The 13,918-nt window shown below is 67.2% G+C and carries 11 protein-coding genes; 7 read left to right on the top strand and 4 right to left on the bottom strand.

Annotated features, from left to right (window positions below):
- Nucleotides 1-6 precede the first annotated feature (6 nt).
- Both MYCSM_RS28675 and MYCSM_RS28670 read right to left on the bottom strand, forming a co-directional pair.
- The gene (locus MYCSM_RS28675; protein ID WP_015309683.1) at nt 7-1,158 is read right to left on the bottom strand and encodes a serine hydrolase domain-containing protein; all 1,152 of its coding nucleotides are present in this window, start codon (nt 1,156-1,158) and stop codon (nt 7-9) included.
- 56 nt (nt 1,159-1,214) lie between these two features.
- Nucleotides 1,215-5,264 (bottom strand): nSTAND1 domain-containing NTPase, encoded by a 4,050-nt coding sequence (locus MYCSM_RS28670; protein ID WP_015309682.1) that lies wholly within the window; start codon nt 5,262-5,264, stop codon nt 1,215-1,217.
- Between the two features lie 104 nt (nt 5,265-5,368).
- Between MYCSM_RS28670 and MYCSM_RS28665 the strand changes: the two genes are divergently transcribed.
- The 3 genes from MYCSM_RS28665 to MYCSM_RS28655 all read left to right on the top strand — a co-directional run bounded on the left by MYCSM_RS28665 (nt 5,369) and on the right by MYCSM_RS28655 (nt 8,659).
- On the top strand, nt 5,369-7,732 hold the full coding sequence (locus MYCSM_RS28665; RefSeq protein ID WP_232425687.1) for a RyR domain-containing protein: 2,364 nt from the start codon (nt 5,369-5,371) through the stop codon (nt 7,730-7,732).
- Nucleotides 7,733-7,866: 134 nt separating this feature from the next.
- A complete protein-coding gene (locus MYCSM_RS28660; RefSeq protein ID WP_015309680.1) occupies nt 7,867-8,106 on the top strand; it encodes a hypothetical protein in 240 nt (79 codons plus the stop codon).
- A gap of 22 nt (nt 8,107-8,128) precedes the next feature.
- Nucleotides 8,129-8,659: a hypothetical protein gene (locus MYCSM_RS28655; RefSeq protein ID WP_015309679.1), complete on the top strand. Its 531-nt coding sequence runs from the start codon at nt 8,129-8,131 to the stop codon at nt 8,657-8,659.
- Nucleotides 8,660-8,663: 4 nt separating this feature from the next.
- Here the strand turns inward: MYCSM_RS28655 and MYCSM_RS28650 are convergent, their stop codons facing one another.
- Nucleotides 8,664-9,185 (bottom strand): 2-oxo-4-hydroxy-4-carboxy-5-ureidoimidazoline decarboxylase, encoded by a 522-nt coding sequence (locus MYCSM_RS28650; protein WP_015309678.1) that lies wholly within the window; start codon nt 9,183-9,185, stop codon nt 8,664-8,666.
- Nucleotides 9,186-9,263: 78 nt separating this feature from the next.
- Nucleotides 9,264-9,752 carry an inorganic diphosphatase gene (locus MYCSM_RS28645; protein WP_015309677.1) on the bottom strand — a complete coding sequence of 163 codons (489 nt, stop codon included), beginning with the start codon at nt 9,750-9,752 and terminating at the stop codon, nt 9,264-9,266.
- 113 nt (nt 9,753-9,865) lie between these two features.
- Between MYCSM_RS28645 and dacB the strand changes: the two genes are divergently transcribed.
- From dacB to hpt, 4 genes are read left to right on the top strand one after another with little or no spacing between them, the layout of a single operon-like run.
- Complete coding sequence (gene dacB, locus MYCSM_RS28640) at nt 9,866-11,248, top strand: D-alanyl-D-alanine carboxypeptidase/D-alanyl-D-alanine endopeptidase (RefSeq protein WP_015309676.1); 1,383 nt, start codon at nt 9,866-9,868, stop codon at nt 11,246-11,248.
- Nucleotides 11,245-12,306 carry a zinc-dependent metalloprotease gene (locus MYCSM_RS28635; protein ID WP_015309675.1) on the top strand — a complete coding sequence of 354 codons (1,062 nt, stop codon included), beginning with the start codon at nt 11,245-11,247 and terminating at the stop codon, nt 12,304-12,306. The genes dacB and MYCSM_RS28635 overlap by 4 nt, the downstream gene beginning before the upstream one ends.
- Nucleotides 12,285-13,247 (top strand): tRNA lysidine(34) synthetase TilS, encoded by a 963-nt coding sequence (gene tilS, locus MYCSM_RS28630; RefSeq protein WP_015309674.1) that lies wholly within the window; start codon nt 12,285-12,287, stop codon nt 13,245-13,247. The genes MYCSM_RS28635 and tilS overlap by 22 nt, the downstream gene beginning before the upstream one ends.
- Nucleotides 13,244-13,852: a hypoxanthine phosphoribosyltransferase gene (hpt, locus tag MYCSM_RS28625; RefSeq protein WP_015309673.1), complete on the top strand. Its 609-nt coding sequence runs from the start codon at nt 13,244-13,246 to the stop codon at nt 13,850-13,852. The genes tilS and hpt overlap by 4 nt, the downstream gene beginning before the upstream one ends.
- Nucleotides 13,853-13,918: the final 66 nt, after the last annotated feature.

The raw sequence follows: 13,918 nt of genomic DNA, 5'->3' as shown, positions 1-13,918 counted from the left end.
ATAGGGTCAGCCAAGGGCTTGGTAGATGAGCGAGGCATAGCGGTTGGTGCGCGCTGTGCCCGTCGTGCCCGGTCCCATCTTGTTCATCACGTAGGCGAAGGTGGCGCGGTGGTCGGGATTCATCACGATCGCCGAGCCACCCCAGCCGCCCCACCAGCAGATCCTGCCCTCGGGAATCGCCGGAACGCTTTCCGGCGATGGCAATCCGAAACCGATGCCGAACCGCAGCGGGACAAACAGCACCAGGTCCGGTCCATACGACTGCTGCTGAAATATCAGGTCGATCGTCTCCGGGCTCAGCATCTGCACCCCGTTAGCTTTGCCGCCCAACGAAATTGGCGACAATGCCCGCGCTAGTGCGCGGGCATTGCCGTGACCGTTGACCCCGCCGATGTCCGCACGACGCCATCCGGTGGTCTCGACGATCAAAGCGGTGTTGTCGTCCGGCGGGAAGCCGGCGAACGTCTTGTAGGCCGGGTGGTCGGTGGGTAGTGCATCGAGCGCGATCGGCAACGGCGGTGGCGGGATGATCTCGGCCACCCGATGCTCGTCGGCAGCGTCGACGCCGATCTGCACGTCCGCCTCAAGCGGCGTCGCGATCTCGTCGCGCACGAATTCCTTGAGGGTCTTGCCGGTGGCGCGCCGGATCACCTCGCCGATCAAGTGCCCGTAGTTGACCGCGTGATAACCCGACGCGGTCCCCGGTGTCCACCACGGTTCCTGGCGGGCGAGGTGGGCGGTGGCCTTCTTCCAGTCGTAGATGTCCTCGATGGCGAATGGGACCTGCCATCCCGACACACCCGACGTGTGAGACATCAGGTGGCGCACTTCGATGTCCTGCTTGCCGTTCTCGGCGAACTCCGGCCAGTACTTCGCAACCGGTGCGAACGCATCGATGACGCCGCGGTCGATCGCGATCAACGCCGCCAGCGCGGTGAGCGTTTTGGTGCAGGAGAAGAAGTTGACGATGGTGTCTTGGCCCCACGGGACGGTCTTCGCACGGTCGGCATGGCCGCCCCAGATGTCGACGACGAGTTCACCGTCGATGTCGACGGCGACCGAGGCGCCCAACTCCTCGCCCTTGGCGATCTCGTCGGCCAACGCTTCGGCGACGGGTGAGAACCGGCTGTCGCAGTGCCCGTGCACGACATCATTCATCGGGCCATCATGCGCCGGGCGGAGGGTTTTCGGGACTACTTCGAATCGACCGATTCTCACCCGCTGCCGCTGTCCGGTGTAACGGGCAGCCCGGGGCACAGTTCCGTGTATCCGATGTCGGAAGCAATCCAGTCATGCCACTGCTGGTGACTCATGTTCGCAGTGAGCTTGGCGCACAACAGGTTTGACCAGGCGGTCAGGGCAGGCGGTGGGAACAGCCGCCGATCCGGGGCGGGTCCCGTCGACAGCAGTTGCTGGCCGTCGGGACTGAACTGCACGCCGAGCATGTAGGCGTTGTGCGCGTTCATCGGTGGTCCCACCGGCGTGGTGCTCACGGCATCCCAGAGCCGCAACGTGTGGTCCTCGCTTCGGGAGACCATCCGCCCGCCGCCCGGCCCGAAAGCCACGTCCGTCACGGCGGCGGTGTGCCCGGTCATCGGATTGCCCTCCGGTTTGCCGGTCTCGGCGTTCCACAACCTTAAGGTGGTGTCCGCGCTTCCGGAGATGAGTAGCTTGCCGTTCGGGCTGAACGCCACGGCCAGCACAGGCGCGGTGTGGCCGGTCATCGCGGCACCAACCGCCCGGCCCGTCGACGCGTCCCACTCCCGCACGGTGTTGTCGGCGCCGCCGGAGCCGACGTGGCTGCCGTCCCAGCTGAACACCAGGCTCGTGACGGCGCCCTTGTGGGCATCGATCACCGGCCCGACGGCCGCCCTGGTGTCGGCGTTCCACCGCTGCACGGTGCCGTCCGCGGCGCCCGATGCGATCGCACGCCCGTCCGGGCTGATCGCGACACTCGTCGCGGCCGCGTGCCGGCCATTGGTCAATTCGGCTATCAGGGTCCGATTGTCGGCATCCCACAACCGCACGCTGCCGTCGCTGTTGCCCGAGACGATGCGGTGACGGTCGGTGCTGACCGTCACGCTGGTCACCGCGGAGTTGGTGGGGACGGTGGGTTGTGGCCCCACATCGGCATCCCACACGCGAAGCGTTTCGTCGGCGCCGCCGGTGAGAAGACGATGCCCGTCGGGGCTGAAGGAGACCGCGTTGATCGACCCCACGTGACCGGTCATCGGCTGGGCGACCGGCTGCTGTGTGGTGGCGTCCCAGATCCGCAGCGTGCCATCGAAACTGCCCGAGGCGATGCGGCTGCCATCCGGGTTGAACACCACGCTTGTCACCGTGTTCTGATGGCCGGTCATCGGAGCGCCGATGGGCTGGCCGGTGTTGGCGTTCCACAACCGCACGATGTGGTCGGCTCCGCCCGAGACGACGCGCTGGCCGTCGGGACTGAACGCCGCGGTGGTGACCGCGCCCCCCGTGTGGCCGGTCATGGGAGGTGTGATCGGCTGGCCGGTGCCGGTGTTCCAGACTCGCAGGGTGCCGTTGGCATCGCCGACGGCGACGCGTTGCCCGTCGTCGCTGAAATCCACTGTCGTGACGGGACTCAACTGTCCGGTCATCGGTGGTGTCAGCGGCACCGCGGTGGCGGCGTTCCAGACGCGCGTGGTGCCGTCAGGGCTGCCCGCGGCGACCAGTTGGCCGTTGTCGCTCAGATCCAGACTCGTGACAGCGGAGTTCTGCAGCATCGGTGGCTCAACAGGCTGACCTGTCAGCGCGTTCCATACCCGCACGCTGTCGGCACTGGCGAACGCTACGTCCTTGCCGTCGTCACTCAGCGCCGCGTCGGTGACGGCATTGCTCTGCATCATCGGCGGTCCGACCGGCTGACCGGTGTGGGCGTCCCATACCCGCACCGTGTGATCGGCACCGCCCGACACCAGGCGCTGCCCGTCGGTGCTGTACGTGACGTCCATGATGGGGGCGTTCGACTGGATGATTCTCGTGGTGTCGATGCGCATGAGCGCCGCCGTGAACAGCCCGCCGACGTTGTCGGACATGACGTGTTGTGCGGCCAGAATCTCTGACAACGCCCGAATGTCCCCGCCGCCTTGGATTCCCGCGAGCATCGTCTGACCCTGGTACGTCAGCCGCAATCCCAGCGCCTCACGGGTGCGTTTGTTGGCCGTGTCGGTTTCCTTCTTGGCGGTGACGAAGCCGTACACCGCGGCCGCGGCGATCAACAGCGCGATCGCCAGCACGACGCGCAGCACGAGCGAACGCTTCCGCAGCACCGCCGCGTGCGCCTGGGCCTTGCGCAGTTCGGCGGCGTGACGCTTCTGCTCGGCCTCCATGCGATCCTGCTCGCGACGCCGCGACGCGGCGAGGAAATCGTGGACGTGGGCCAACCGATCACGGAATGCCGGTTTGGCACTGAGGGTTTCGGCTTCGGCCAGCCGGGTGCCCTCCAGCAGCCAGGCCGCGTTGCGGCGGTTGTCCTCCCACGCGGCCGCGGAGCGCTCGAGGTGGTCAGCGTCCTTCAGATCGCCGCGCTCCTCGGCGAGCCAGGCGGCCAGGTCATCCCACTGACGCAGCAGGCTTTCCAGGGCCACCTCGACCACGACTTCGCCGTCGTGGTTGTCGGTGACAAGCAGCCGCCGGGCGACGAATCCTTCTAGCAGGGGCCGACTTTCGGCTGGCAGATCCGTCCAGCGAGCGGCTCGCCGGACCAGTTGATCACTGTCTGGATTGATGGTTGCCAGCCACGGGATGAACGCGCCGCGCAGGTGTCGCAGCTGCTCGACCCGTCGCTCGTCGTCGGATGCCAAGAGATGATCGATCTCGGACTGCACGACGCTTCGGACGCCGCCCATCGACCGATAGTCCCGCAGCGTCAGTGCGCCGTCGTCGCCGTAGTCCTCGTATAACCGGGCCAGTGTGAGCGCGAGTAGCGGCAGCGTGTCCGCCCCCTCGGTGCAGTCATCGAGCAGATGATTCACCAGCGCCGGGTCGACAGACAACGGCCTGCCGCCCTCGGTCGCGCGTGCCGCAGGCCCGGTGATGACCTCCTTGAACTGGGTGCGCGGCATCGGTTTGAGATCGTCGAACAACACGCTGCCGACGTCGGCAAGCTGCGGTGCGGTCTGCAGCGGTTCGTATAGATCGCTGCGGATCGTCACCGCGACGATCAAGTCCACGTCGGCCGCGTCGTCACTGGCCGGTCCTGCTGCCAGCTCGGCGATCAGTTCGAGGAACGCAGTCGCTTCACGTCCCGCGTCGGAGCCGAACAGCTCCTCGGCCTGGTCGACGGGAAGCACCAACGTCGGCGGTGGCTGTTGGGATTCGGTCAGCAACCGGGCAGCGGCGGCACGACGAATGTCGATCAGCCACTCCCGCACCCGCTCTGCGTCGCCTGCGAGGCATGCCCGCTTGATCTCGCCAAGGTCGGGACCTATGACGCCGAGGCGTGCCTGCGTGGCGTGTACCGCCTTGGCCAGACCGGCGTCACCGGTCAACACATTGTGTTGCGGGCGCACGATGTCGAGCAACACGAAGTCGCGATCGTCACGCCGCAACCGCGGCAGCAGCCCTGCCCGCAGGAACGACGATTTACCGGTTCCGGAGGGGCCGAGCACCACGAACAGCGTCTCGATGCCTGAGCGCCGCATCCCGCGTAGCCCGTCGAGGCCGCGCACTATCTGCGCGTCACGGCCGAAAAACACTGCCGCGTCGACTTCTTCGAGCGGTTTCCAACCGCGGTAGGGGGCACGGTCGGGCTCGTGCGGAGGCGGCCAAGGGAACGACTCGGCGCCGATGCCCGCGCTGACGATCCCGTCGCGTAGTCCGCGCAACCCGTCGGTGAGGAAGGTGACGGGGTCTGCGCCGTCGCCGAGATCGACTGCGGTCAGCGCGCCGTCGCCGACCAAGTCGATCCGTTGCCATTCGGCGGTCGGGTCCTCGCCTCCGATGGCCTCGATGCGCGCGCTGAAGATCCGCTTATTGAGGTACTCCGCGAACCGGTATTCGGTTACGCATTCCGGGGATGACAGCCAATTGTCAGACAGCAGGCAGATAACCGCCTCGCAGCGCGTGCTGGCTTGGCGCAGCGCTTCCTTCCACCGCGTGCCCGTCCGAATGCCCGCGGAGGCATCCAGGTCGAGGAAGATCTCGTCGGCCAGCCGAGCGTCCTGACCGATCAACCAGTGGCGCAAGGCAATTGCCTGCCGGTTATCCCGGCTGGAATGGCTCAGGAAGATACGTGACATTCGTTCACGCCTTCGCAAATGACATCGGCAACCGGCCTAGCGTATTTCGGCTACCGCCCACAATGGGTCTGAAAACGTGAAAAGACCATTCACGGAGACTGTCGTTGACGCAAGCTCGATTCGTGATGCGTCGCCACATCGATGCGCTGCGCCTGGCACAGGGTGTGTTGCTCGGCGTTGTCGTCGCCGCGACGGCCTATCTGGCGGTGCTGGCGCTGAACCCGGCAATCCGCGAGAGCGCGCCCGATGGGCTTCGGTGGTTCGGCCGTCCAGGCTCGGGGCCCACGATCGCCGTCGTCGCACTCGGCATCGTCGCGTTGTGCGTGATCGCTTACCGGGCCAACTCCGCGGGCAGTGTCTCGCTGACCATCGTGCTCGCGCTGACGGTGATGAACAGCGCGCTGGGCATGGCGTCGTACTGGAACTGCCACGACGCCGCGCACCCGATGTTCATCACGCCGCTGATGTGGACCGCGCAGTTGGTCAAGGGTGGCGTGTCGGACTTGAAGTTGACCAGCGGCGCGACGTGTCCGGCGCCCATCCCGGTCGCGTTGGACCTCGCGCGGATGGGTGCGCTCGGGGTGATCTTCCTCGGGGTCGCGAGTGTGGCCGTCGCGCTGTTCCGTGCTCAGGTCGACCGCGTCAGGGCGCGCACCGCGCGGACGGTTACCGCGATCGTCGGCGTCGACGGGGATTCCCGTTCGATGGTCGCGGCGGTTGTCCACACCCTCGAGCCGCGCAGCCAGCTGGTCGTGGTCGCCGACAACATCGACCAACCCGTGGTGGCGGATTGCCGAGCCGACGGCGCGCGGCTTATTGCCGCGGCCCTCGATACGCCGGAAGCCCTTGCGGCACTTCCGTTGTGGCACAAGCTGGACCGCCTATACCTCCTGCACGCCGACCCGTCGACGAACCTGGCCCGCCTGCAGAGCATCGGCGAGGCAAGAGCTGCTCGCGGTGTCGATCACCGGCTTCCTCTGATCGTGCGAATCGACGACCCCTGGTATGCGGTTGCCTGGCGGGCGCAGCAGTCCGGCGGCAGCGACAGCCGCTGGGCGGCCGATGCCGTCGGCAAGTACGAGGTGACGGCGCGGCGGCTGCTCGACGAGATCACCGAACGCGGTGGCGTCAACCGCATCTTTGTATGCGGCACGTCGCCGCTGACGCTGGCCCTGTGCGCCGACCTCGAACAGCGCAGGCGTGAACACCAGTTCTGCGAGCGCGCCGATCATGAGTTCCCGACGATCACGGTGGTCGCCGATTCGGCGGAGGAATACGCGAACGACCACCGGCACCGCCAACAGCGGCTCGGGTTGCGCTCCGGTGGCGACTTTGTCGACGCCGTCGGTGAAGCACCGTCGATACCCGTGCTGACCCGACTGATCACCGACGCACACGACGCCGGTTGCTCAGTGATCTTCGTCGACGCCGACCCGATGTTCGGCGCCGCCATCGACCCGACCATCGCGACACGGTTGGCCCTGCGATTCCCCGACGTGCCGATCTTCGCCTGGAACGCCAAGGCCGCAGAAGCGGGTGGCGAGCGCCCCGGCATCGACGCGCTGCGCACCTACCGGTTGACCATGGACCTGCCCGCCGGGCATGCCCACGACGCGTGGGAGCGAGCGGCGATGCTGATCCACGAGCGCTACCGGCGCAGCGCCGGTGGGACGTCACCCGCGCGTCGGCCATGGGCTGAGTTGGACGAGTTCTACCGCGGCTCGAACCGCCGCCAAGTGCGCAACGCGCTGAGGCTCGTCGAGCAGATCGGCGGCCACACCTGGAACAGCCTGGACAGCGGCGCGCCTGATGCCCCGTCGGCCCCGGCGTCGGAGCCGCTCGAACAGCTGGCGGCGATGGGCTTCGACCGGGCTGCGGCACTGGCCATGGCGCGCGCCGAACACGAGGACTGGTGCCGCTACTACCGCAAGGCCGGGTGGTCATGGGGCGAGGCCCGCGACGACGAACGCAAGACCCATCCGAACCTGACCGAGTGGCGCACCATCGAAGCCGACCCCGAGCTTCTTCGCGCCTCGCTGACCAGCCTGGCTACCACGCTTTCGCAGCTGCGCGAACTCGGCTACCGATCGGTGCCGCGATGGCGGCGCTATCGGCGCGTCGGGGTGGTCACAGCAGAGCGGCAGTCGCAGCCGTGGACGTGGACATCGGGCTCGCGACACGAAATGCGGGCCGGCGCGGGCGACTGGCTGGTGCGGGACGACGGGGGACAGTCGTGGTCGGTGCGCGACGACATCTTCCGCGCCACCTACCAGCAAGTCGACGACGAGCATTGGCGCAGAACAGGATTCGTTACCGCGCGACAGGCACGAGACGGCGAAGTCGTCGACACCCTCGAAGGCGCGGCTGCCGCGGGTCCTGGGGGGTGGATCGTGCGCGGTGACGGCGGCGAGCAATGGCCGGTGCCGGCGGACGAGTTCCGCCGCCGCTATGAAGGGCCAGTGGATTGACGGAAAACAATCGCGCAATTACACGCCCGAAATTCAGCGAATTCCATAGTCGCGTTTCGCAAATGCGCCAAACGCAGAGACCTCCCGGCGTACCGTTTACTTTGCAAATTTCCCACACCCCGGGGAGGATTCTGATGCGCAAAATCGGCATGGCCCTCGCGATCGTCGCGATGATGTTCGGCTCGGTAGCTACCGCGCAGACGGCATACGCGGCGCAGAGCTCACACGACACGAATGTCTACACCCAACCCGCGGTGCCGATTGGACCGCAGGTGCAGATGCTCGACTGCTACGGGACCACTGGCGGGATGGGCTGCGGACCCGGCTGGGTGTGGCGCGACGGCTGGCGCGGCTGGGCCTGCTACCCCTGCTGATCACCACCGATTGGAGCATGCCGTGAAGAACATTCGCACAATGGCCGCCTGCTTCGCCGCGATCGCGGTGATGACCATGAGCGGTTTCGGTTATGCCGCAGCACAACCCGGCGACTTCAGCACGCTGCCGGTGGACCCGAATTTGATCACCGATTCGCTTGCCTACAACGCAGCGCCCGCCGTCTTCAACCCGAATGGGCAGCCTGGCATCGAAACCGTTTACACCCATCGCGACGGCAGCCGGACGATCACGAGCACCATCCTCGTCCTGCCCGACGCCGGGGCGGCAACGGCGGCATTGGACGGTGCGAGAGCAGGTTTGGCGGTCGCCAACGGCAAGCCGCAACCTGCGGCCGTCGGTTCGGGCGGAACGATGCTGACCGGAACGTCACCGGACGGCTCGAAGTCGGTGACGGTTCTGTCCTTCACCGAGGGTAATACCGCCACAACGATCGAATTCGCCGGTGCGCCAAAGGATCCCGCGCCGCCAGACTTGGTTCTGGAATTGGGTCGCAAGCAGGACACCGCGATCCGCGACTGGCAGGCTGCCTAGCCCGTCACCAGTTGTCGTAGCCGCCTTCTGGCCCGAGCATGCGCTCGAGCCGGGTGCGGTTGATGCGCGCGAGCTCGTTGCGCACCACCTTGCGCTCGGTTTCGAAGTCGTTGAGTAGCCGGTCGTTCATCGTGGCAAGCACGTCTTGGGCGGTGTAGCCGTTGATGAACATCACGAAGCCGAAGCCGAAGTGTTGGAGGTACCGCTTGGATGCGACCGTCAGCCGGTCCATCACCTCTGGCTGGTCGCACCACACGGCGCACTGCTCGGCCTGCGACTTCTCGCTGCCGGGCCGCCGCCCCACGTCGGGGTAGGCCTGCAGGATCGAATCGATCGAGTCCTCGGAGAGGCCGAACAACAGCGCGTCGGCCTGCCGGAACAGCGCGTCGTGGCTGTCGTAAGGCCGGCCGCGGGCCAGATCGGCGGCCAGCGGCACGCTGTAGCAACATTCGTAGATCGCGTGCACTGCCCGGCGCATCGGCAGCGCGTTGAACGCGGCCAAGCCGATCCCTTGATGCAGCAACACTCAGCAATCATCAAAGGCGAAGAGCACGCTGACGTTACAGCGTGTTACGGCGAGGAAAATTCACCGCGGACGCAGGACTTAGTGACCGGTGGTCTTGAAGCGTTCGATCGACGCCTTCAACTCCGCCTCGGCCTCGGCGCGGCCCACCCAGTCGGCGGCCTTGACGTACTTGCCCGGCTCCAGGTCCTTGTAGTGCACGAAGAAGTGCTTGATCGCCTCGAGTTCGAACGCCGGCACGTCGCCGAGGTCCTGGACGTGATCCCAGCGGGGATCGCCCGCGGGCACACACAGCAACTTGTCGTCGCCGCCGGCCTCGTCGGTCATCTTGAACATCGCGACCGGGCGCGCCTCGACGATGCAGCCGGGGAACACCGACTCCGGCAGCAGCACCAGTGCGTCCAGCGGATCGCCGTCCTCGCCGAGGGTGTTCTCGAAGAACCCGTAGTCGGTCGGATAGCCCATCGCTGTGTACAGGTAGCGGTCCAGTTTCACCCGGCCGGTGTCGTGATCCACCTCGTACTTGTTGCGCGATCCCTTCGGGATCTCGATGACGACGTCGAACTCCACCGCCGCAGCTCCTTGAATGTGCTCAGGTCTCACAGGGACGGGCCTCACCCTAACGGAGCGATACGCTGCTGTAAGGGGGCGGTCAAGACAGCGGTCATCAGAGCAGGAGAGTTATGCGGCCCACGCAGTGGCGGCGATCCACGCATGTGGTGATCGGCGTGGCGGTGCTGTTGCTGGTCGCTGCCGTCGTCGCGGTGGCCGCCGTATTCAGTAGCGGCAACTCCACCAGCGATGTGCAGGCCGTCAAAGCGGTGCCCGCGGCCGCGACCGCAGCGCCGGGCATAGTGCCGGTCTCCGACTCCGCAACCAAGCCGACGCCAGATCGGTTGGCGGTGACGCTGGCACCGCTGGTGGCCGACCCGAACCTCGGCGCCCTTACCGGCCGGATCACTGACGCGATCACCGGGGCGCAGCTTTGGGCGCAGGGCGCCGACGTGCCGATGCAGCCCGCGTCGGTGAACAAGACGCTCACCACGGCCGCGGCGTTGTTCGCCCTCGACCGCGACGCCCGGCTGACCACGCGTGTGTTGTCGACCGGGCAGCCCGGTGTCGTCGTGCTCAAGGGCGGCGGCGACCCGACGCTCTCTGCGGCGCCGGCCGGCCAGGACACCTGGTACAAGGGCGCGGCGCGGATCAGCGACCTGGCTGACCAGGTGCGCAACAGCGGCACCGATGTGACGACTGTGCAGGTCGACATCAGCGCATATAGCGGACCGACCATGGCGCCGGGCTGGGATCCGGCCGACATCGACGGCGGCGACATCGCGCCGATGGAAGCAGTGATGCTCGACGCTGGTCGCACCCAGCCGGTGAGCGTCGAGTCGCGGCGGTCGACCACGCCCGCTCTTGACGCCGGCCGCGCGCTGGCCGTCGCGCTGAAAGTCGACCCCGCCAAAGTGACGGTGCTGCCCTCCGGCAGGAGCGGCGGCAAGGAGATCGCGTCTGTGCAGTCGCCGCCGCTGATCGAGCGGCTGCGGCAGATGATGAACGACTCCGACAACGTGATGGCCGAGTCGATCGGCCGCGAGGTCGCCGCCGAACAGAACAAACCGCAGAGTTTCGAGGGCGGCGTGCAGGCGGTGCTCGGTCAGCTGGACAAGGCGAAGATCGACACCGGCAATGCGCATCTGCTGGACTCCAGCGGGCTTTCCGTCGACGACCGGCTGACGGCCGAAACCCTGGACGGGGTGGTGAACGCCGCCGCCGGTAGCGATCAGCCCAAGCTGAGGCCGCTGGTTGATCTGCTGCCGATCGCCGGCGGCAGCGGCACGCTGTCCAACCGCTACCTCGACACTGACGCCGGCCGCGCCGCGGCCGGATACCTGCGGGCCAAGACCGGGTCGCTGACCGGAACGAATTCGTTGGTCGGCATCGTCACCGATGCCAGCGGGCGGGTGCTGACGTTCGCGTTCCTCTCGAACAACGCGGGGCCGACGGGGCGCACCGCGATCGACGCGCTGGCCGCTGCCTTGCGGTCGTGCGGGTGCCGCGCATGAGCCCGTCAACGAGGCCCAAGCTCACCGTCGGCCGCGCCGTCGACTGGCAGTTCGCCGCGACCGTCGGCGCCAAACTGGTCCGGCCCGGGCCCGCCGCCACCGATTACACCCACCGACAGGTCGTCGATCAGCTGGCCGAGGCGTCACGCACGGCCGAGTTGCCGGTGCGCGAGGTGACCGGGCTGATCGAGGGCGGCGAGATTCCCGAGGCTCGCGTCGTTGATCGTGTCGAATGGATCCGCGCCGCAACGCAATCCATGCGGGTGATGACGGGCGGCTTGGAAGATGACGGTGCGTCGCCGCGCCTCATGATGGGCCGCATCACTGGCGCGCAGACCGGTGCGGTGCTGGCGTTCATCTCGTCGGGGATCCTCGGCCAATACGACCCGTTCGGCCTGAACGGCGGTGAGCTGCTGCTGGTGTATCCGAACGTGATCGCCGTCGAGCGTCAACTGCGGGTATTGCCAGCCGATTTCAGGCTGTGGGTGTGTTTGCACGAGGTCACCCACCGGGTTCAGTTCCGGGCCAATCCCTGGCTGGCCAACCACATGTCGCAGTCGCTTGCTGTGCTGACGGAGGACGGCGGTGAGGACATCTCCGAGGTGGTTGGTCGACTGACCGAGATCGTTCGCAACAAGCGCGATGGCGTTGCACCGGAACCGAATTCGGCTGGGGTGCTCGGCTTGCTTCGCGCAGTGCAGTCCGAGCCGCAACGCCAAGCGCTCGATCAGTTGCTGGTGCTCGGCACGCTGCTGGAAGGGCACGCCGATCACGTGATGGACGCGGTGGGCCCCGCGGTGGTGCCGACGGTCAGCACGATTCGGCGTCGGTTCGACGAGCGACGCAAACGCAAGCAGCCGCCGCTGCAGCGCATCGTGCGGGCGCTGCTCGGGTTCGACGCCAAGCTCAGCCAGTACACCCGCGGCAAGGCGTTCGTCGACCATGTCGTCGGCCGGGTCGGGATGGCCGCGTTCAACACCGTCTGGACCAGTCCCGAAACTCTGCCGCTGCCAACCGAAATCGATGTGCCACAGCGATGGATCGACAGGGTGCTGTAGCGACGCTGACCGCGGCCTTGGCCGCGTTCGTCAGCGAGCATGCCGGAGGTGACGAACGCTGGTGTGTGGCCTTGTCCGGCGGTGCGGATTCGCTGGCGCTCACGGCCGTGGCGGCCGCGGCCAAGCCGACCGTCGCGCTGATCGTCGACCACCGGTTGCAGTCCGAGTCCGGTCGGGTGGCCGCGACGGCCCGCGACCAGGCGCTGTCGCTGGGGTGCGTTGATGCACAAGTGCTTTGCGTTGACGTCGGCACTCAAGGTGGACCGGAGGCGGCCGCGCGCACGGCTCGCTATCAAGCGCTCCGGGATGCCCGCGGTGACGCGCCGGTGCTGCTCGCACATACTCTCGACGACCAGGCCGAGACGGTGCTACTCGGGTTGGGCCGTGGTTCGGGCGCGCGGTCCATCGCGGGTATGCGGGCGTGTGATCCGACGTGGTACCGCCCGCTGCTAGGCGTTCGTCGCGCAGTCACGCATGCCGCCTGCGAGGAGCTGGGCCTCACGCCGTGGCAGGACCCGCACAACGCTGATCGCCGGTACACCCGCACGCGGCTGCGCACCGAGGTGCTGCCACTGCTCGAGGAGGTGCTCGGCGGCGGGGTGGCCGAGGCGCTGGCACGGACCGCGACCGCGCTGCGCGAAGATACCGAGACGCTCGATTCTCTGGCCGCCCAAGCGCTGGCCGAGGTCGGCGGGGGCGGGGTTCTCGATACCGCACGGTTGGCGTCGTTGCCGGAGGCGGTCCGACGCAGGGTGATTCGGGGCTGGCTTCTCGCCGGCGGCGCCAGCGGGCTTACGGACAAACAGATCCGCGGGGTGGACACCCTCGTCACCGCGTGGCGCGGTCAGGGCGGCGTTGCCGTCGGTTCGCCGCTGCGAAGCCAGCGTCTGATCGCGGGGCGCCGCGACGGGATGCTGACGCTGCACACCGAGCCGGTGTGAAGATATGGCACGCTGTGGACGTGGCTGAGCAACCTGCCGAGCTGTACCCAGGCGACATCAAGTCGGTGTTGCTCTCATCACAGGCGATCCAGGACAAGGTCGCCGAACTCGGCGCACAGCTGGGCGCGGACTACCGCGACGCGATCGCCGAGAACTCCCAGGATCTGCTCCTCATCACCGTGCTCAAGGGCGCGGTGTTCTTCGTCACCGACCTGGCGCGGGCGATACCCGTGCCAACGCAGCTGGAGTTCATGGCGGTCAGCTCCTACGGCTCGTCGACATCGTCGTCGGGTGTGGTGCGCATCCTCAAGGACCTCGACCGCGACATCAACGACCGCGACGTGCTGATCGTCGAGGATGTCGTCGACTCCGGGCTGACGTTGTCGTGGCTGCTGCGCAACCTGGCGACGCGGCGCCCGCGGTCGCTTCGGGTTTGCACGCTGCTGCGCAAGCCCGACGCGGTGCGCGCCGATGTCGACATCGCGTATGTCGGCTTCGACATTCCCAACGAGTTCGTGGTGGGCTACGGCCTGGACTACGCCGAGCGCTACCGCGACCTGCCGTATATCGGCACGCTCGACCCCAAGGTGTACGAGCAGGAGTAACTCCCTGGCGCCCAAACTCACGTTGGGGCGTGAAAGTGCGAGACGCGTCAACTACCTACCCCGTAA

This window comes from Mycobacterium sp. JS623 (assembly GCF_000328565.1).
Classification (GTDB): Bacteria; Actinomycetota; Actinomycetes; order Mycobacteriales; family Mycobacteriaceae; genus Mycobacterium.
This window is presented reverse-complemented; position numbering and strand designations above follow the sequence as displayed.